Source organism: Rugosimonospora acidiphila (genome assembly GCF_039543385.1).
Lineage (GTDB): Bacteria > Actinomycetota > Actinomycetes > Mycobacteriales > Micromonosporaceae > Rugosimonospora > Rugosimonospora acidiphila.
The window spans coordinates 115989-133057 of record NZ_BAABJQ010000012.1 but is presented as its reverse complement, the minus strand read 5'-3'; the positions used below and the strand labels follow the sequence as shown (position 1 = coordinate 133057).

Below are 17069 nucleotides of genomic sequence, written 5' to 3'. Positions count from 1 at the left end.
GCCACTCGCGCGATGTCGACCGGCTGACATTAGTGCGTGGAAGGGACGGCTGTCGAGTCCAGATACGCGCTTTTTACGGTGCGATCCGATCTTTCTGAACTTCGGGTCAACCGCCATGCCAACACACCCAGAGTAACTGAGCCAACCACTTCCGTGGTGAGCGCTGGCAGGGGCCCTCCCACAGGTCGCCAAGAACCGCCTCTGAACGGATCAATCAGCCCGCTTGAGCCAATCTGAAAACGAGTCATGACAGTCGCCAACGCCCACCATTGCAGCGGAATGGTCACCAGTACCGCCATCTGGACCATCCGCTCGGTCGGCACCGGACCCAGCGCCGCCCGCCAGCGATGGACGAACGCGGCAGCGAGCACCAGGCCCACCCCGGTGGGCATCACGTACCTGGATTGAGCCGCCCAGCCGGCGGTGTGAATGAACGAGAATTCGAGTACGACCAGGATCGCCAGACACGCACAGAAAATCCCGAGCATCGCCAGTCGGAACCGTCGGCCGGCGAACAGGAGGGCGGGGAGCACAAGTGCCGCAATCGGCAGATACCAGCCCGTGATGACCCAGCTGGGCAGGCTGGTCTCGCCATAGCTGAATTGTCCGACGACCTGCTGCAGGTAAAACGGGAATCGTTCGATGAGTATCAATCTGGCGGTCTGCAGGAAACCGTACGGGCGGGCATACGCGGCGACCGGGGTGACGTCCGTGACGCCGGAGGTGAGAATCCACGCCACGGCCAGTAGGCCGAGGACGAACAGAATGCCGGCGGCCCACCACATGTCGCGACGGCGGGCCAGCGCCCGTACCCGCCCCGGCCGGGCCATCACCACGGCGCCGAGCAGGCTGATGAGCAACAGCAGCGGCCCCATGTGCCGGATCGTCATCAGCAGCGCCGAGCCGACGCCGGCGATCCAGATCAGCCGGTGCGTTCCGGTCTCGCTGGGCAGATTGTCCGGATCTGGACGTAGCAGCGCCAGTAGGGCGCACCACAGCAGCGCGCCGGCGCTGATCTCCAGCCCATTGGGGTTGATCGCGCCGGAGAGATTCATCAACATCGGGGTCGCGACCAGGACCAACCCGGCCACCAGCAGCCGGTTACGCAGCCACACGGCGATGCCCACCGCGGCGCCCAGCACCAGGGCGGACATCAACGCCGAGATCAGCCGGCCGACGATGATCCCGCCGTAGCCCGGGCTGATCACCATCGGTATGCCGACCGGCAGGTAGTACAGCGGGCTGTAACCGGCCGCGCCGGTCTTCATCGGAACCCGCGTGTGGTCGGCCGGCGGTGCGGTCTGGCAGCCGGCGCTCGCCCGGTTGACCAACGTGCAGCCGCGGTTGGGCGGCAGCAGGCTGCGCGGCACGTCCTGCTCGCCGTGGCTGGCGTAGATCTGCCCGGTGGCCACCCCGTACGCCCGGATGATGTGCTCACCCTCGTCGTACGTGCCGTTGGTCGGCAGGGCCAGCGCCCAGCCGGCACCCATGCAGAAGAACGCGAGAACGGCGACGATCACCGCCAGCCGGGTCCGGGGCGGGCGCATCGCGGTCGGGGCGGCGGGTGCCGCCGCTGACACGCTCATCGGGATCGGCCCCCTCGTCCGGGGGTCGCTCGGTCAAAGGATTCGCTGCGGGAGTGAGGCCCCGACCCAGTCTCGGCGAGCACGGGCCCAGAATATGGCGACAAATGTGTATCTATGCGTCAAGTTGGCAAACTCAAGGAGTCGCCGAGTCGGCGAACAGGTGAAGAGTGGTCGAATCGGCGGACAGCTCAGGCGACCACGGGAACCGCCGAACCGCTCACCGGACGAGCCGGGACAGCCGCCGGTCCGCCAGCGGCTTGCCGGCCGTCTGGCAGCCCGGACAATACTGCAGGCTGGAGTCGGCGAACGACACCTCCCGGATCGTCGTGCCGCAGACCGGGCAGGGCAGGCCGGTCCGGTTGTGCACGGCCAGCCCCGAGCGCTTCTCACCCTTGAGGGTCGCCGCCCTCTGGCCGACCGACCGGTCCACGGCCCCGGCCAGCACCGACCGCATCGCCTCGTACAGCCGGTCGAACGCGTCGGGGGACAGACGATCGGTGATCGCGAACGGGGACAGCTTGGCCGCGTGCAGGATCTCGTCCGAGTACGCGTTGCCCACCCCCGCGATCACCTCCTGCTCGGTCAGTACCCCCTTGACCTGCCCCCGGCGGGCCTTGAGCCGCCGCTCGAACTCCTCCCGGGACACGTCCAGCGCGTCCGGCCCGAGCCGGGAGACGCCCGGCACCTCGGCCGGGTCGCGGACCAGGTACGCAGCCAGCTTCTTCTGGGTGCCGGCCTCGGTCAGGTCGAATCCCGAGCCGTCATCCAGCCTGACCCGCAGGGCGATGGGGCCCTTGCCCGGCTTGAGCGGGGTGGTCGAGGTGAAGGCGTCCCGGTAGTGCAGCCAGCCGGCCCGGGCCAAATGGACGACCAGGTGCAGCTCGTCACCGGCCGTCGCGCCGCCCGGCGCACCGGCCTCGGGCGCCCCGCTGGCAGCCCCGGCGTCGGGCGCCCCGCCGGGGGTCTCGGCCTCGGGCGCGCCGGCGGCGGCCGGGCCGTGGCCCAGGCGCACGTCCAGGAACTTGCCGTGTCGACCGGCGCCGATGATCTGCAGGCCGGCGGCGGCCGACACGGGCGGGTCGTAGGTCTTCAGGGCGCTGATCGCGGAGACGTCGATGCGCTCAACGGTGTGGCCGGCGGCGCGCTCGCGCAGGTACGCGGCGAGCGCCTCGACCTCGGGCAGTTCCGGCATGACGACAAGTTAACCTCAATCCACCGGCATCAGCTCAGGTTGACGACCGGAACGGGAAGACAGGCACGGAAGCAGACAGGGCCGGAAACAGCACCCGGCCGCAACCAGACAACGCCGTAGACGGACAGCGCCGGGGAGCAGGCGGCGCCCGAACCGGACACGGCGGCCAGTCCGTACGCGTCGGAGGCTTGCAGCACCATGAAGGTGGTCGTCGCGCACAACCAGTACTCCTCGGCAGCGCCGTCCGGGGAGAACGTGATCGTCGACGCCGAGATCGCCCAACTCCGGGCGGCGGGCGTCGAGGTGGTGCCGTTCCTGCGCAGTTCGGACGAGATCGGCAGCCTGCCGCTGGCGCAGAAGGCGCTGCTGCCGGTGGCGCCGATCTGGTCGCCGGCCGCCCAGCGTTCGCTCGCCGCGCTGATCCGCGCCGAGCGCCCCGACCTGCTGCACCTGCACAACCCGTACCCGCTGCTCTCGCCGGGGATCGTGCGTACCGCGCACGCCCACGGCCTCCCGGTCCTGCAGACCGTGCACAACTACCGCCAGGTCTGCGCCCCGGGCCTGTACTTCCGGGACGGCCACATCTGCCACGACTGCCGGGGCCGGGCCTTCGCGCTGCCCGCGATCCGGCACAGCTGCTACCGCGGCTCGAAGGCGCAGAGCGCGATCATGGCGACCTCGCTGGCCGTGAACCGGCGCACCTGGCACAGCGTCGACCACTACCTCGCACTCACCGGCGGCATCGCCGACCATCTGCGCGACTACGGCATCCCGGACGAGCGGATCACGGTCAAGCCGAACGCCCTCGCCGACCCCGGCACTCCCGTGCCGGTCGGCTCCGGCTTCCTGTTCGCCAGCCGGCTGTCCGCGGAGAAGGGGCTGCAGCTGCTGCTCGACGCGTGGTCCCGGCACCCGGTCGGCTCGCTCGGCGTGCTGCGCGTCGCCAGCGACGGTCCGCTGCGCCCGGTGGTCGAGGCCGCCGCGGCTGCCCGCTCCGACGTGGTCTACCTCGGCCCGCAGAACCAGGCGGGGGTACGCGCGGCCATGCGCGAGTCCGCGGTGGTGGTGGCCGCGTCCACCTGGGACGACGTGCTGCCCACCGTGATCATCGAGGCGCTGTCGAACGGACGGCCGGTCTTGGGTACCGCTTTGGGTGGCATTCCGTACCTGATCGGCGACGCCGGGTGGACTGTCGCACCGAGCGTTGACGAGCTGGCCGCGGCTCTTCCGGTCGCCGCGGCGGGCGCTGCCGGCCTGTCCGCGGCGGCAAGGGCCCGTTATGAGGCGAATTTCACGCCGGATGTGCTCATGAAGCGGCTACTCGCCGTCTACTCCGGCTTGGTAAACGGGGGGCGCCGGGAAGAAGTGCAGCCGGTGAACAGATACCCTTCAGGGCCATGGGCCACTCCTCAACCGTAGAATCGCGACGGCCAGACCCCTATTCCGACCTGTCGGACCAGCCCAGCCCCGCCAACACCGGCTCAGGCAGCGTCATTGCCCGGATATTCAACCCGGGTACCGCGGCCAGCCAGGGCGAGCCCCTCCTCGATCCACGGCGATGGACCTCGCGACACCGCTGGTTCCTCATCGTCGGCCTCCTCGTCGCCGGAGTGGCCGGTCTCGTCGAGGGCATCCAGACCAACTCCAACACCGCCGGCACGGAGGCGACGCGCGCCTTCCTCGCCGCCCTGATCGGGGTGGCCATGATCGGGCTCGCGCTGTCGCTGCGCGGCCTGACCCTGCCCGGTTTCCTGCTCGGCGGGTTATTCATCGGTGCCGGCATCCTCAGCTGGACCTACACCGACATGGGGTGGGTCGTCTGGTTGCTGCTGGCCGTCGAGGGCATCCTGTTCGCGATCTGGACCATCCCGTGGCTGCGGGACCTGGCCCGGCTGCCGCGGCTCGGCTCGGCCTGGATCGGCCTCGCCTACTGGATTCTCGGCGCCATCGGTGCGCTGCTCGTCTGGAACTACAAGGTCGCCGCCGGCCGGATCGTGTACGCCGGGCTGTTCGGCCTCGGCGCGCTGGCCGTGGTGGCCGCCACCCGGAAGTCCAAGCGGGACATGTCCGTCGGGATCGTGTCCGCCTTCCTGGTCGCGTCGGGTGCCCTGTTCCTGGTCGGCTCCGGCAACGCCTTCGACAACGTGCACGACGTGCCGGGCAACGAGTGGGGAGCCCACCAGCAGAGTCGCTTCTGGGGCGGCCCACACCTGCTCTACCACCCGAACTCGATAGCGGTCGTGGCCGTCACGATCGCCATCCGGATCGCCGCCGACAAGACCTTCGAGGTCTGGCAGCGCTACGCCGCGCTAGGCGCGACCACGATCCTGCTGCTGCTGGTGAACTCGCGTACCGGCTGGGGATACTTCGGCTTCGCGACCGGCCTGTGGGCGATCATGATCGCGTACTCGCGCTTCTTCAAGCGCCCCATCGAGGGCATGGACAACTTCCGTACCCGGCGCGGGGCCTGGGCCTCGGCGGTGCTGCCGATCGTGCTCGCGTTCGCGATCATCATCGGCTCGGGCGGCGTGCACTTCCTGAACCAGACGCGCTACGGCACCGGCCAGACCGGCGGCATCACCAGCGGCCGGGCGGCCACCTGGAAGGTCGCCTGGGACGAGTTCAAGGCCGACAACCTGCCACAGAAGGTCTTCGGCGACGCCAAGTACGTGCGCGGCTACGTCAAGCGCGACGACAGCAGCACGACCGGGGACAATCCGAATCTGACCACCGACGACGCGGCCGTGGGCTCGCTGCGCCGGGGCGGCATCCTGGGCGCGCTGGCGTTCCTGCTGGGCCTGCTGCTCATGCTCTGGCATGCCTTCATCGGGGTCCGGCGCGGCTCCCGGCGGCGACGACCACCGGCCTGGTTCACTCTCGCGGCGGTCTGTTCGGTCATCACCATCGCTACGGCGGACTGGCTGCTCGGCGGCACCGGCGGCACGCTGTGGGTCTTCCTGATGGCGGGCGAGGCGTTCCTGATCCTCGGCCCGGATCAGGCCTCGCCGACCTCGGTCGACAGCGGGCTCGACGAGCCGGTGACCGGAGCCAACCGGGCCGCGGCCCAGCTGTAGAGCCCGATCATCACGACCAGGCCGATCGCGGACCCGATGGTGAGGCCCCAGGCCGCACCCTGCAGATGACCCTTTGCGGCGCCCAGTACCAGGCCGGTGAGGCTGGTGATCGAGAAGATCAGGTACTGGGCGAACAGCAGCCGGGCCCGCTGCATGCCCCGGATCGCCGCGGTGAACGGGATCTGGAGCAGGTAGATCCCGGCCTGCAGGTTGATCGGCAGCGCCAACGGGACGATCGCCGCGTACCGGCCGAGGTGTGGCCGCAGCACGTTCGCCACCGGTACCACCACGGCGATCATCACGACCGCCAGGCCGGCGAACGTGGCGGCCAGCCGCAGCGTCTGGCGGCGCAGCCCGCCGGCCTCACGGCTGGCGGCCAGCCGTGAGGAGCGCGGTACCAGCAGGCCCATCATCGCCGTCACGAAGTTCTGTACCGGCTGGAGCAGCGCGGTCTGCCCAGAGCGCAGTACCGCCAGGTCCGCGCCGCTCATCCGGCCCGTCACCAGGAAGCCAACGGCCTGCACCTGGACCTGCCCGACCAGGGTGGTGGCGGTGAACCAGCCGGAGAGCTTGCGGGTCTCGGCCAGCCAGCGGCGCGGGTCGCCCCGCCACGGCCGGGCCCCGCTGCGCAGCAGGAACGTGGTGGCCCCGGCGCAGGCGCCCAGCCCCCAGCTGCCCAGCAGGAGCCCGGGCGAGGTAGCGCCGGTCACCACCATCAGCACGATGATCAGCGCCTGGCTTCCGGCCCAGACCAGGTCGATGACCAGTGCCTTCGCCGGCTCACGCTCGGAGAGATAGGTGTAGCGGCCGGTGTCGTGCAGCAGGATCACCGGCAGGAACGGCGCCACCCAGATCAGATCCTGAAGATCGATCTTTCCCGACGGATGCCGCCAGAACGCCCACACGCCGATCAGGATCGCCCCGGCCACGCAGCCCACGGCGACCGCCGCCGCGAGTGCGTGACGGACCAGGCGGGCGCGCTCGGCACCCTCCAGGCGGGACACCTGGGCCAGCATCGTGTCGCCGATGAACGCCCGGTTCACCGACAGGACGAGGTAGCCCAGGCCGACCGAGAGCACCAGTGCGCCGGCCCGGGTCCTGCTGGCCAGCAGGCCGATGGGGAGCAGGGTGTTGGCGGCGTTCGCCGCCGCCATCACCACCTGGTCGGCCAGGCCCGCACCGACCCAGCGGGCCCCCCGCATCGGCATAGGCTTCTAGGCCCCCTGGCCGGTCCGTCCCGGCATTCCGTGCGGCACGGTCACGACGGGGGCGGTGATGGTGGCGGGCCTTTTGGGCTGCACGCTCGCCCGGGCCGCCGACGCGATCGAGGCGGCCAGGAACAGCCCGTTCACCAGCCCGAAGGCCACCATCACCCAAACCGTCCATTGTGGGGCAAAGGCGAGCACGAGCGCGATCACGGTGATCACGGCCCCGTAGTCACGAATCAGCTTGACCACGCGGATCAGCGGGGAGGAGGAGGAGACCAGGCTCTGCGCCGAGCTGCCCTGCTGGAGCACGGAGGTGACCAGGTTGACCATCCAGGTACCGGCGAACACGCCGTACCACCAGACCGGGGTGCTCGGGCGGTACGCGTGCGCGACGCTGGCCACCGCAGCGACCAGGGAGATCTGCAGCGCGACGTCGCACAGCACGTCGACCCGGGCACCCGCCGGGCTGGACTGCCCGGTCACCCGCGCCAACTGGCCGTCGGCGCAGTCCAGCGAGTACGCGAGCTGCCAGACCACGAGCGCGGCCAGCCCGATGGCCACGGCCGGTACCCGGCCCCGATGCAGGTCGTCGGCGAGGGCCCCAACGGCGACCGAGGTGGCCACGCCGAGGACCAGGTTCATCAGGGTCAGCGCGGTGGGCGGCAGCCCGAGCCGCGACGCGGCGACCGCGAGGAAGGAGCCCAGATACTGGTTCACCGATTCGGTGAACAGTCCGCTGGACCGGTGCTTGGCCCGGAAGTCGGCTGAGCTGTGAATGCTGGCCACCGTCACCCTCGCACGCGGAGTCTGTTGGCGCGGTCCAGGTCCGGTTCGAAGTCCACCTCGACGCAGTCGTAGCTGCTGATGTCCACCGCGGTCACCCGCAGCCCCTCCTCGGCGATCGCGGTCTCCAGACCACGCTCGAAGTAGTCCTGGTCGGCGCAGCGGTCCAGGTGCTTGATGAGCGCCACCCGGTCGGCCTCGTTCACGTAATTGATCCCGACGGCCTCGCCGAGTCCGCCGACCACCTGCTTGGACAGTTCCTTGATGTACCCGTCGCCGTCGAGGGTGTACTTGACCTCCTCGTCGGCGACGCTGGCGGTGTTCACCGCGACGAAGCTGCGATCCGCGGCGATGTGGGTGCCCAGCTCGTTGAGCAGCCCGGGCACGAACACCACGTCGCCGTTCATCCACAGCACTCCACCCGGCGGCACCAGGCGAAGCGCCTTGAGCAGGCTCTTGCAGGTGTTGGTCTGGTCGTAGAGCTCGTTGTAGACGAATGACGCGTCGTCCGCGGCGGCCTCCATGACGAGGCCCATCTTGAAGCCGACGACCAGGGTGATCTGGGCCTGTGGCCCGAAGGTTTCGCGCAGGTGGTCCAGCTGTTGACGCAGGATGCTCCGACCGTCGGCGAGCGGGGTGAGTGGCTTGGGATACGGCCGACCGAGCCGAGTTCCCATGCCGGCGGCCAGCACGACCACGTTCACGATTTCCATACTCCTTCCGGCGGCGGATATGGACCGTCGCAGAATAGCGCGCGTACGTGAGATTAATTTCTCGGTACCGCTTCCCCAAGGCCCGGTTGCCTGCACGGACATTCCACTCAAATCACCAGGTACACGGTCCGATCGGGTCGATGTCCACCCCCGGTCGCCGCGCATCAACCGCCGATACCCGCAGCGGGGCCGGCCAGTCCCCCGAAAGCGACACCGGCGACGCCTCTTTTCGCCGCACGCCCATCCGGCATGATCCGATCTCGCGCCGCCCGATGAAGATCGAAGCCCGACGCTCGATCACCATCCGCTAGCTGGGCGATCATCGGCGAAAGGTATCGAAAGAGGGTCTTGAGAAGTTGTTTGAGCGCGCGGACGATGTCCGTATCGTCCGTTGCGAGGGGTGGTGCGCCGTGCAGGTGCGAGACGCGATGACCAAACAGGTACTGGTCGTGGGGCCGGAACACACGATCAGACAGGTCGCCAGGCAGATGGCGGATCGGAGGGTGGGCTCGGCAGTGGTCCACGACCCGGACGCCGAGGGCTTCGGCATCATGACGGAACGGGACATCCTCTACGCGATCGGTCGCGGCCTGGACCCGGATGGTGAACGGGCGGCAAACCACCTCACCTGGGACGTGGTCTACGCGACCCCGGAATGGACGCTCGAGGACGCGGCCGCGGCCATGGTCCGGGGCGGCTTCCGCCACCTGGTCGTGATGGACCGCGGCGACGTGCTGGGGGTGATCTCGGTGCGCGACATTCTCAGGGTCTGGACCCGGCAACGCACCCCGGCCGCCACGGTCTCCTAAGGGATTAGGGTCTCTCGGGGAGACGTGGTCTGAGGAGAAGGTGGCCGGCAGCGCCGCCGCCCGCCGGCCGCCGGCGCGGTCGGGCCCATCCGGGCTGGCCAGGGGCGTCCCGGGGCCGTCCGGGGCCGGCCGCGCGCGGCCGTTAGACGCAGCCCTATATCATGCCCCGCCGACGAACCGGGGCAAACACCTCCGTAGCATACGGCTCATGACTCCGGAGCAGCTCATCTCGTTTGCCCGCGGCGCGCCGTCCATTGACATCATCGACGTCGAGGGCCTCAAGGCCGCGGCCGGCCGGGCATTCGACGCCGATCCGGTCGGGGTCACCGCCTACGGGACCTCGGTCGGCTACCTTCCCCTGCGTAAGTGGATCGCCGACAAGCACGGGGTCACTCCCGAGCAGGTCCTGATCACCAACGGCTCGTTGCAGGCCGACGCCTTCCTCTTCGAGCACCTGGTCAAGCCCGGCGACGCCGTGGTGGTGGAGCGGCCGACGTACGACCGGACGCTGCTCAACCTGCGCAACCTCGGCGCGGAGCTGCACCAGGTCGGGCTCGACCCGGACGGCCTGAACGTCGATGAGCTGCGCTCCCTGCTCGAGTCGGGCGTACGCCCGAAGCTCGCGCACATCATTCCGAACTACCAGAACCCCGCCGGCGTGACGCTGTCCCTGGCCAAGCGCCGGACGCTGCTGGAGCTGGCCGGCGAGTTCGGGTTCACCATCTTCGAGGACGACCCGTACGCGGACATCCGGTTCCGGGGCGAGGCACTGCCGTCGATGCTGTCCATGGACACCGACGGTCGGGTCGTGCACGCGTCCAGCTTCACCAAGACCGTGTGCCCCGGCGTCCGGGTCGGGTACCTGGTCGGCGCGCCCGAGACCATCGGCGGCATCGCGCGTACTGCGACGAACCTGTACATTTCGCCCGGACAGGTGTCCGAGGGCATCGTGCACCAGTTCTGCGTCTCGGGCGACATCGACCGCTCGATCCAGACCGTCTGCGACGCCCTGGGCGAGCGCGAGCGCGTGCTCGCCGCCGCGCTGCGCGAGCACATCCCGGCGGCCCGGTTCACCGAGCCCGACGGCGGCTACTTCCTCTGGATCGACCTGCCCGACGACGTCGAGGTGGACCTCGTCGTGCCGGAGGCGACCGCTCGTGGGGTGGCGGTGGTCAAGGGCAGCGACTTCCTGCTCGAGGGCGGCAATCACTCTCTGCGACTGGCGTACTCCGCCGTGACCACTGACCAGATCGACGAAGGGGTGCGCCGGCTGGCCGATGCGATACGGGCGGTAGCGAAGCAGGGCTGACCCGAGGCGGGCGCCCACTGTCGGGTTTCTGACACAAAGCCGTCCCGCCGGAGAGGTTCCCTCTTCAGCGCCGGATGGATCAAAATCCAACCCGGCGTATCTATTCGCCCCAAGGCATAACCCCCCGCCCCCAACGGCACCGGGTGGGCCGACCGCTCCCCCCACCCCCACCTGCGGTCGGTCCGCCCGGTGCCACCTCTTTGGGCGTAGCTTTGCCCCGGGAAGCCCTGGAGGTTGGTGATGACGGATCAGCGTGCGCAGCGTGAAGTCGGTGGCCTGTCCCGAGCGTTGAACGCCGTGACCAGGCGAGTGATGGGCAACAATCATTCCGACACCGAACTACCTCATCTGCACCCTCACAGCAGCGCCATCGTCGATTGCGGCCTGTACGTGAACGGTGTCCGGGAACCCGGGCACTGGCACTACCCGGAGGCCCTGGCAGCGGCGCGGCGCCGGCCGAACTCGTTTGTCTGGCTCGGCCTGCACGAGCCGAAGGAGGAGGAGTTCGCCAACATCGCGTCAGTGTTCGACCTGCACGAACTGCCCGTCGAGGACGCGATCAAGGCGTTCCAGCGACCCAAGATCGAGCGGTACGGCGAAATGGTCTTCGCTGTGCTGCGCACCACACGTTATATCGAGCACACCGAACTGACCGAATTCTCCGAGGTCGTAGAGACCGGCTCGGTGATGTTATTCGTCGGCGAGCAGTTCGTGATCACGGTCCGGCACGGTGCGCCGGCCGCCCTGCACAGCGTCCGGCAGGACCTGGAGGACAAGCCCGAGCTGATGCCGCAGGGGCCCTGGTCGGTGGCGCACGCCATCTACGATCGGGTCGTCGACTCGTACGTGGACTGCGCCAACGCCGTCGAGTTGGACATCGACGCGTTGGAGGAGAGCGTCTTCGGCCGCCAGGGGCAGGGCCGCATCCAGCGCATCTACCAGCTCAAGCGGGAACTCGTCGAGTTCCGCCGCGCGGTGGTTCCGCTGCAGCGCCCGCTGCAGGCGATCGTCGGCGGCCGGCTGCCCGAGGTACCGAAGGAGATCCGCCGGTACTTCCGGGACGTCAACGACCACCTGACCCGTACCGTCGAGCAGATTCAGTCCTTCGACGAACTGCTCAACTCGATCCTCCAGGCCCGCCTGGCGCAGGTCAGCGTCGAGCAGAACAACGACATGCGCAAGATCGCTGCCTGGGCCGGTATCGCGGCCGTATGGACGTCGATCGCCGGCATCTACGGGATGAACTTCGACTTCATGCCCGAGAAGCACTGGCGGTACGGCTATCCGGGAGTGCTGCTGGTGTGCCTCATCGCGTCGATCGCGCTGTACCGCTTCTTCCGCAAGAGCGGCTGGCTGTAGCCCCCGGCCCCGAGCGCGCCGTCGCGGTCTCCCTGGGCGGGGCCGCCACGGTCTCGCCCCGGGCGGGATCAGCCGTGGCTGTTCTTGGTGACCGCGGTGGCCTTGTCGGTGGCGGTCTCCACACCTCGGGAGGAGCGGTCCGGGCGCGACGAGGACGCCGGGTCCGACCCGCCGGACCGGTTGTCGCCCCGCTCCGCCCCGCCGGAGGCCGCGTCACCGGAGCTCGCCTTGCCGGCCGCCATGTCCATCGCGGAACGGGTCGAGTCGAGCACGGATTGGGCCTGGTCGCCGGCCATGCCGCGCCCGCCGGCCTCGTACTCTTCCCAGTGGTCGCGGCCGCGGCGGCGCACGGCCATCGCACCCACCGCGCCGGCGGCCGCGCCCAGTACGAGCAGGCCAATCAGCATCCCGGTCCGCTTGCCGGACGACCTCGACCTCTTGTTACTGCCCATCATCTTCCTTGCCCGAACGGTCTGCGAGCCGGCCTCGATGGCGCCGAGGCGGGCCGCGTCCATCAATGGCGCCAACGCCGCCACGGTAGTCTCCCACCCCTGCGACGCGACATCGCGCACCCGCTCCGTGCCGGGTCCGACGAGGTCCATGGCCGAACTCAGGCGCGGACCGACCGTCGCGCCGACGCCGCCCGCCGCGTGCGTGGCCGCCTGCCGGAGGTGATCGATCCCCTCGCCCAACTCGGCGCGCATCATCCCGCCGTGGTTGCCGGTCTGTCGTCTAGTCTGGCTCCGTCGCGGCATGTGATCCACCTCCTATAGGCATCGATGGCCGTAGGGCCGTGCCTCAAACGACATACTGCCCTGTCCGAGGGCATCGCGCGGGTGGAACGGACAGATGGCAGGATTGCCAACAGATCAGATCACGAAGTGAGGAGCATTCGCGTGAGCGTCGCGATTCTGCACACCAACGCCGGTCCCATCCGGATCGAGCTGTTCGACAACCACGCCCCGAAGACGGTACGCAACTTCGTTGAGCTCGCCGAGGGCACCAAGGCGTACACCGACCCGCGCACCGGTGCGGCCGGCAGCGGACCGTACTACGACGGCACCATCTTCCACCGGGTGATCGGCGGCTTCATGATCCAGGGCGGCGACCCGACCGGCACCGGGCGTGGCGGCCCCGGGTACCAGTTCGGTGACGAGTTCCACCCGGAGCTCCAGTTCGACCGGCCCTACCTGTTCGCCATGGCGAACGCCGGCCCGGGCACGAACGGCTCGCAGTTCTTCATCACGGTGGGCCCGACCCCGCACCTGAACCGGAGGCACACGATCTTCGGTGAGGTGACCGATGAGGACAGCAAGAAGGTCATCGACTCGATCGCGACCGCTCCCACCGCGCCCGGCGACCGCCCGCTGCGTGACGTGGTCATCGAGCGGGTCGAGGTGGAGCGCTAACCTCGTGTCATGACGAACGTCCTGCCGACCGGGGTGCCGGTCTGTTATCGGCATCCCGGTCGGGAGACGTACGTCCGATGTACTCGCTGCGACCGCCCGATCTGCCCGGACTGTATGCGGTCCGCCTCGGTCGGGCACCAGTGCCCGGAGTGCGTGGCCGAGGGCCGCCGCGCCCAGCGTCCGACCAGGACCGCCTTCGGCGGAGGCGTGGCCGGTCGGCGGGGCTACGTCACCATGACGTTGATCGCGATCAACGTGCTCATGCTGCTCATCTCGCTGGCGTCGGCCAAGAACGGCCCCCAGGCGCTGGGCGGTCAGGGCTTCGCGGGCCTGATCGGTGGCGACACGCCGCTGCTGGACAAGCTCGGCGTGATCGGCGAGTTCAAGGTCGGGCAGAACGGCCCGGTGTTCCCGTTCGGGATCAGTGACGGTCAGTACTACCGGCTGTTCACCGCCATGTTCATGCACTTCGGCATCCTTCACCTGCTGCTGAACATGTACGCGCTGTGGGTACTCGGCCGGACCCTGGAGAGCTTCCTCGGGCCGCTGCGCTTCCTCGGCCTCTACCTGGTCGCCGGGATCGGCGGCGACGTCGCCGCGTACCTGTTCCAGCCCGCCGACCTGTCCGCCGGCGCGTCGACCGCGCTGTTCGGCATGTTCGCGGCGCTCTTCCTGGTGCTGCGCAAGCTGGGGCTCAACGCCACGGCGGTGCTCCCGATCATCTTGATCAACCTGCTGTTCACGCTCAGCGTGCCCGGCATCTCGATCGCCGGCCACCTGGGCGGCTTCGTGACCGGCGCGGTCGTGGGCGCCGGGCTGGCGTACGCGCCACGCAAGAACCGCGGCCTCATCCAGATCGCGGTAATTGTCGGTGCCGTCGTCGTGCTGGGCGGCCTGAGCCTCTGGCAGACCACCCAGATCACCGGCTGAGCCGGCCCGGCTGGTCGGGCCGCGGGGGGCTCGCCGCCGGCTCTCCACCGGGCCGCGGAGCCGCACCTCAGGTCGCGGTCGGGGTCAGTCCGTGGACGTCGGGCGGGTCGGGCTCAGCTGGTCGAGGGCGTCGACCACGTCCCGCGGGTCGGCGTTCAGATCGTAGGAGCTGAGCAGGTACAGCCGCTCGCCGCTGTCGATCTCCACCATGCCCGACCGGGCGCCACGGCGACGCCGGTCGACGCGCACCCGCTCGATGTCATCCCAGGACAGCCGGTGGTGCCCGGCGTAACCCGCGATCACGGTCACGCCCTCCCGGTCGGCCGAGAGCCGGATGGGCGCGATCGCGTCGCGAACCGCGTAGCCCCCGGCGACCAGGGCGGCGATCCCGGCGAACGCGAGGGTCGCGCGGTCGCTGTGGAGCACGGCCGCCACCAGCGCGAAGACCAGCGCCGCCACCACCTTGACCGCGAAGAACCGGCGGTCCACGCGGTAGGTCACCGAGTCGACCGGCTCCGGGGCCTCGTCCGGGCCCGCGCCGTCGATCCCGTCACCGATTTCGCGGTCGCGCCGCGCCTCACCGCGCCATGACCCGCCTCGTCCTGCCTCACCGCGCCGCCCCTCGCCGGGGCCGGGCTCGTCCGGCATGGCCGCACCACGAATCTCCACCGGCCAACCGTAGCCGCGCGGCGGGTGAGCCGTGGGGCCGCGCGGTGGCGGTGCGATCTTCGGCCTACCGGGTACCGGTCGGCCGCCGGCGCCGGCCGGTCAGCGGGCCGGCGCGGGCTCGCCGATGGGCCGCGCCCGGTAGGCCGGCGGGGGCCGGAGCGGGCACCGATTCGCGGGCGGGGGCCGAATCGGGCACCGGGGTAGCATCGGGCACAGCCCAAAGCTACCGAGGAGTAACAGATGCGCGACGCGGTCATCGTGGGAGCTGTCCGGACTCCGGTCGGGCGGCGCAAGGGCGGGCTGGCGCCGGTACACCCGGTCGATCTGTCCGGACACGTGCTACGAGCCCTGGCCGGCAGGGCCGGCTTCGACCCCGCCGACGTGGACGACGTGATCTGGGGATGCGTGTCGCAGGTTGGCGACCAGGCCTGGAACGTGGGGCGCAGCGCCGTGCTCGCTGCCGGCTGGCCCGAATCGGTACCCGGCACCACGGTCGATCGGCAGTGCGGTTCGAGCCAGCAGGCCGTGCACTTCGCCGCCGCCGCCGTACTGTCCGGCCAGGCCGACCTCGTGGTGGCCGGCGGGGTCGAGTCGATGACCCGGGTGGCGATGGGCTCCTCGGCCGGCGCCGGCAATCCGTTCGGCCCGATGGTCCGGGCCCGGTACGCCGGGGCGGACGGCTTCTCCGACGGTGCGGCCATCCCGTTCAACCAGGGGGTCGGCGCCGAAATGATCGCGGAGCGCTGGGGCCTGTCCCGGTCCCGCCTCGACGAGTACTCCCTGGCCAGCCATGAGAAGGCGGCCGCCGCGCAGGACGCGGGCGCGTTCGACGGCGAGATCGCGCCGGTCGAGGTACCGGATGGTGACGCCGCGACGGCGGTGGTGGGCCGGGACGAGGGCATCCGGCGCGACAGCTCACTGGCGAAGCTGGGCGAGCTGCCCACCCCGTTCCGGCCGGACGGCGTGGTCACCGCTGGCTCGTCGTCACAGATCTCCGACGGCGCGGCGGCACTGGCGATCACCACCTCGGACTGGGCCGCCGCGCACGGGCTGACCCCGCTGGCCCGCATTCACACCGCGGTGCTGGCCGCGGCCGACCCGGTGATCATGCTCACCGCGCCCATCCCGGCGACCGAGAAGGCGCTGCACCGCTCGGGGCTCGGCATCGCCGACATCGACGTCTTCGAGGTCAACGAGGCCTTCGCGCCGGTACCGCTGGCCTGGCTCGCCGAGACCGGGGCGGATCCGGACCGGCTGAACCCGCGCGGCGGCGCGATCGCCCTGGGGCATCCGCTCGGCGGCTCGGGCGCCCGGATCATGACCACCCTGCTCGCTCAGCTGCGCGACCGCGGGCTGCGATTCGGGCTCCAGACCATGTGCGAGGGCGGCGGGATGGCCAACGCGACCATCATCGAGAACCTGCCGGCCCGTTGAGCGCCCGCTAGTCAGGTCATCGCCCCAGGTCCGTGGCGTGGCGGGCGGATGGACGGCGGGCCGAGATCTTTCTCCTTGAAATTCTTCACCGAACGCCGCACCAGAGTGTTGATGCGTGTCGTTGTAAGGATATGGATCTGTTCACTCGGACGTTCCTGCCCGCGGCCGGCGACGCCGGCCTGTCCATGCCGATCATCAGTCGGCACATCCCGGTATTCCGGCGCTGTATAGGTGCCAACGACGCGGTGCTGCTGGTCAGCCGGTGCATCCGCCCGGACCGGCCGCTGGCCGGCGAGCACCTGCTGGTACTGAGCCGGCAACGGCTGGTGGTGACCCACGAGGGCCGGCTCGCGCGCCGGATCCGGCTGCACCTGGACGCACCGATTCACGAGCTGTCGTACGTCACCTGGACGCCCGATCCACGGGTCTCGTCGCTGGAGTTCGCCGCGACGGCGATTGACGGCATCCGTGAACGGTTCTGGATCAAGGCGCGGCACCCCAAGGCCGTGTCCACCCTCGACGCCACCTTCGGGTACGTGTTCCACCCGGTCGCCCGGGCCCTGACTCCGGTCTCCTGACCGGCACCGATGCCGA

The 17069-nt window shown here is 69.9% G+C and carries 16 protein-coding genes and 1 pseudogene; 10 read left to right on the top strand and 7 right to left on the bottom strand.

Translation table 11 applies throughout. The features are described 5' to 3' along the window. Nucleotides 1-29: 29 nt before the first annotated feature. Complete coding sequence (locus ABEA87_RS21005) at nucleotides 30-1490, bottom strand: DUF2142 domain-containing protein (protein ID WP_345631936.1); 1461 nt, start codon at nucleotides 1488-1490, stop codon at nucleotides 30-32. Nucleotides 1491-1803: 313 nt separating this feature from the next. After that, complete coding sequence (locus tag ABEA87_RS21000) at nucleotides 1804-2778, bottom strand: Fpg/Nei family DNA glycosylase (RefSeq protein WP_345631934.1); 975 nt, start codon at nucleotides 2776-2778, stop codon at nucleotides 1804-1806. A 198-nt stretch (nucleotides 2779-2976) separates the two neighbouring features. On the opposite strand from ABEA87_RS21000, the gene ABEA87_RS20995 reads away from it, so the two are divergent. Together ABEA87_RS20995 and ABEA87_RS20990 are read left to right on the top strand one after the other, a co-directional pair. Then, a complete protein-coding gene (locus ABEA87_RS20995) occupies nucleotides 2977-4197 on the top strand; it encodes a glycosyltransferase (RefSeq protein ID WP_345631932.1) in 1221 nt (406 codons plus the stop codon). Beyond that, nucleotides 4176-5852, top strand: coding sequence for an O-antigen ligase family protein (locus tag ABEA87_RS20990; RefSeq protein ID WP_345631930.1), 1677 nt, complete (start codon nucleotides 4176-4178; stop codon nucleotides 5850-5852). The genes ABEA87_RS20995 and ABEA87_RS20990 overlap by 22 nt, the downstream gene beginning before the upstream one ends. Here the strand turns inward: ABEA87_RS20990 and ABEA87_RS20985 are convergent. The 3 genes and pseudogenes from ABEA87_RS20985 to ABEA87_RS20975 all read right to left on the bottom strand — a co-directional run bounded on the left by ABEA87_RS20985 (nucleotide 5774) and on the right by ABEA87_RS20975 (nucleotide 8556). Next, nucleotides 5774-7054 carry an MATE family efflux transporter gene (locus ABEA87_RS20985; protein WP_345631928.1) on the bottom strand — a complete coding sequence of 427 codons (1281 nt, stop codon included), beginning with the start codon at nucleotides 7052-7054 and terminating at the stop codon, nucleotides 5774-5776. The two genes, ABEA87_RS20990 and ABEA87_RS20985, sit on opposite strands and share 79 nt — an antisense overlap. Before the next feature lie 93 nt (nucleotides 7055-7147). Further along, nucleotides 7148-7852 (bottom strand): annotated as a pseudogene (locus ABEA87_RS20980) (CDP-alcohol phosphatidyltransferase family protein); the annotation flags it as partial. After that, on the bottom strand, nucleotides 7849-8556 hold the full coding sequence (locus ABEA87_RS20975; RefSeq protein ID WP_345631926.1) for a phosphocholine cytidylyltransferase family protein: 708 nt from the start codon (nucleotides 8554-8556) through the stop codon (nucleotides 7849-7851). The gene ABEA87_RS20975 and the pseudogene ABEA87_RS20980, both read right to left, overlap by 4 nt. Before the next feature lie 140 nt (nucleotides 8557-8696). On the opposite strand from ABEA87_RS20975, the gene ABEA87_RS20970 reads away from it, so the two are divergent. From ABEA87_RS20970 to corA, 4 genes are all read left to right on the top strand, one after another. Then, entirely contained in the window at nucleotides 8697-8867 is a 171-nt protein-coding gene (locus ABEA87_RS20970; RefSeq protein ID WP_345631924.1) for a hypothetical protein, read from the top strand. A gap of 99 nt (nucleotides 8868-8966) precedes the next feature. Then, nucleotides 8967-9365 (top strand): CBS domain-containing protein, encoded by a 399-nt coding sequence (locus tag ABEA87_RS20965; protein ID WP_345631922.1) that lies wholly within the window; start codon nucleotides 8967-8969, stop codon nucleotides 9363-9365. Nucleotides 9366-9573: 208 nt separating this feature from the next. Next, complete coding sequence (locus ABEA87_RS20960) at nucleotides 9574-10674, top strand: aminotransferase-like domain-containing protein (protein WP_345631920.1); 1101 nt, start codon at nucleotides 9574-9576, stop codon at nucleotides 10672-10674. Between the two features lie 234 nt (nucleotides 10675-10908). Then, a complete protein-coding gene (gene corA, locus ABEA87_RS20955) occupies nucleotides 10909-12033 on the top strand; it encodes a magnesium/cobalt transporter CorA (RefSeq protein ID WP_425570928.1) in 1125 nt (374 codons plus the stop codon). Between the two features lie 68 nt (nucleotides 12034-12101). On the opposite strand, the gene ABEA87_RS20950 is transcribed toward corA, so the two are convergent. Then, nucleotides 12102-12788, bottom strand: coding sequence for a hypothetical protein (locus tag ABEA87_RS20950; RefSeq protein ID WP_345631918.1), 687 nt, complete (start codon nucleotides 12786-12788; stop codon nucleotides 12102-12104). Nucleotides 12789-12929: 141 nt separating this feature from the next. Here ABEA87_RS20950 and ABEA87_RS20945 point away from each other — a divergent pair, with 141 nt between their 5' ends. Together ABEA87_RS20945 and ABEA87_RS20940 are read left to right on the top strand one after the other, a co-directional pair. Further along, on the top strand, nucleotides 12930-13442 hold the full coding sequence (locus tag ABEA87_RS20945) for a peptidylprolyl isomerase (protein WP_345631916.1): 513 nt from the start codon (nucleotides 12930-12932) through the stop codon (nucleotides 13440-13442). Between the two features lie 9 nt (nucleotides 13443-13451). Then, entirely contained in the window at nucleotides 13452-14372 is a 921-nt protein-coding gene (locus ABEA87_RS20940; RefSeq protein ID WP_345631914.1) for a rhomboid family intramembrane serine protease, read from the top strand. An 84-nt stretch (nucleotides 14373-14456) separates the two neighbouring features. On the opposite strand, the gene ABEA87_RS20935 is transcribed toward ABEA87_RS20940, so the two are convergent. Continuing rightward, complete coding sequence (locus ABEA87_RS20935; RefSeq protein ID WP_345631912.1) at nucleotides 14457-15041, bottom strand: PH domain-containing protein; 585 nt, start codon at nucleotides 15039-15041, stop codon at nucleotides 14457-14459. Between the two features lie 240 nt (nucleotides 15042-15281). Between ABEA87_RS20935 and ABEA87_RS20930 the strand changes: the two genes are divergently transcribed. Both ABEA87_RS20930 and ABEA87_RS20925 read left to right on the top strand, forming a co-directional pair. Beyond that, nucleotides 15282-16475 carry a thiolase family protein gene (locus ABEA87_RS20930; protein WP_345631911.1) on the top strand — a complete coding sequence of 398 codons (1194 nt, stop codon included), beginning with the start codon at nucleotides 15282-15284 and terminating at the stop codon, nucleotides 16473-16475. Between the two features lie 131 nt (nucleotides 16476-16606). Beyond that, nucleotides 16607-17053, top strand: a complete 447-nt coding sequence (locus tag ABEA87_RS20925) for a hypothetical protein (protein ID WP_345631909.1) — start codon at nucleotides 16607-16609, stop codon at nucleotides 17051-17053. Nucleotides 17054-17069 lie beyond the last annotated feature (16 nt).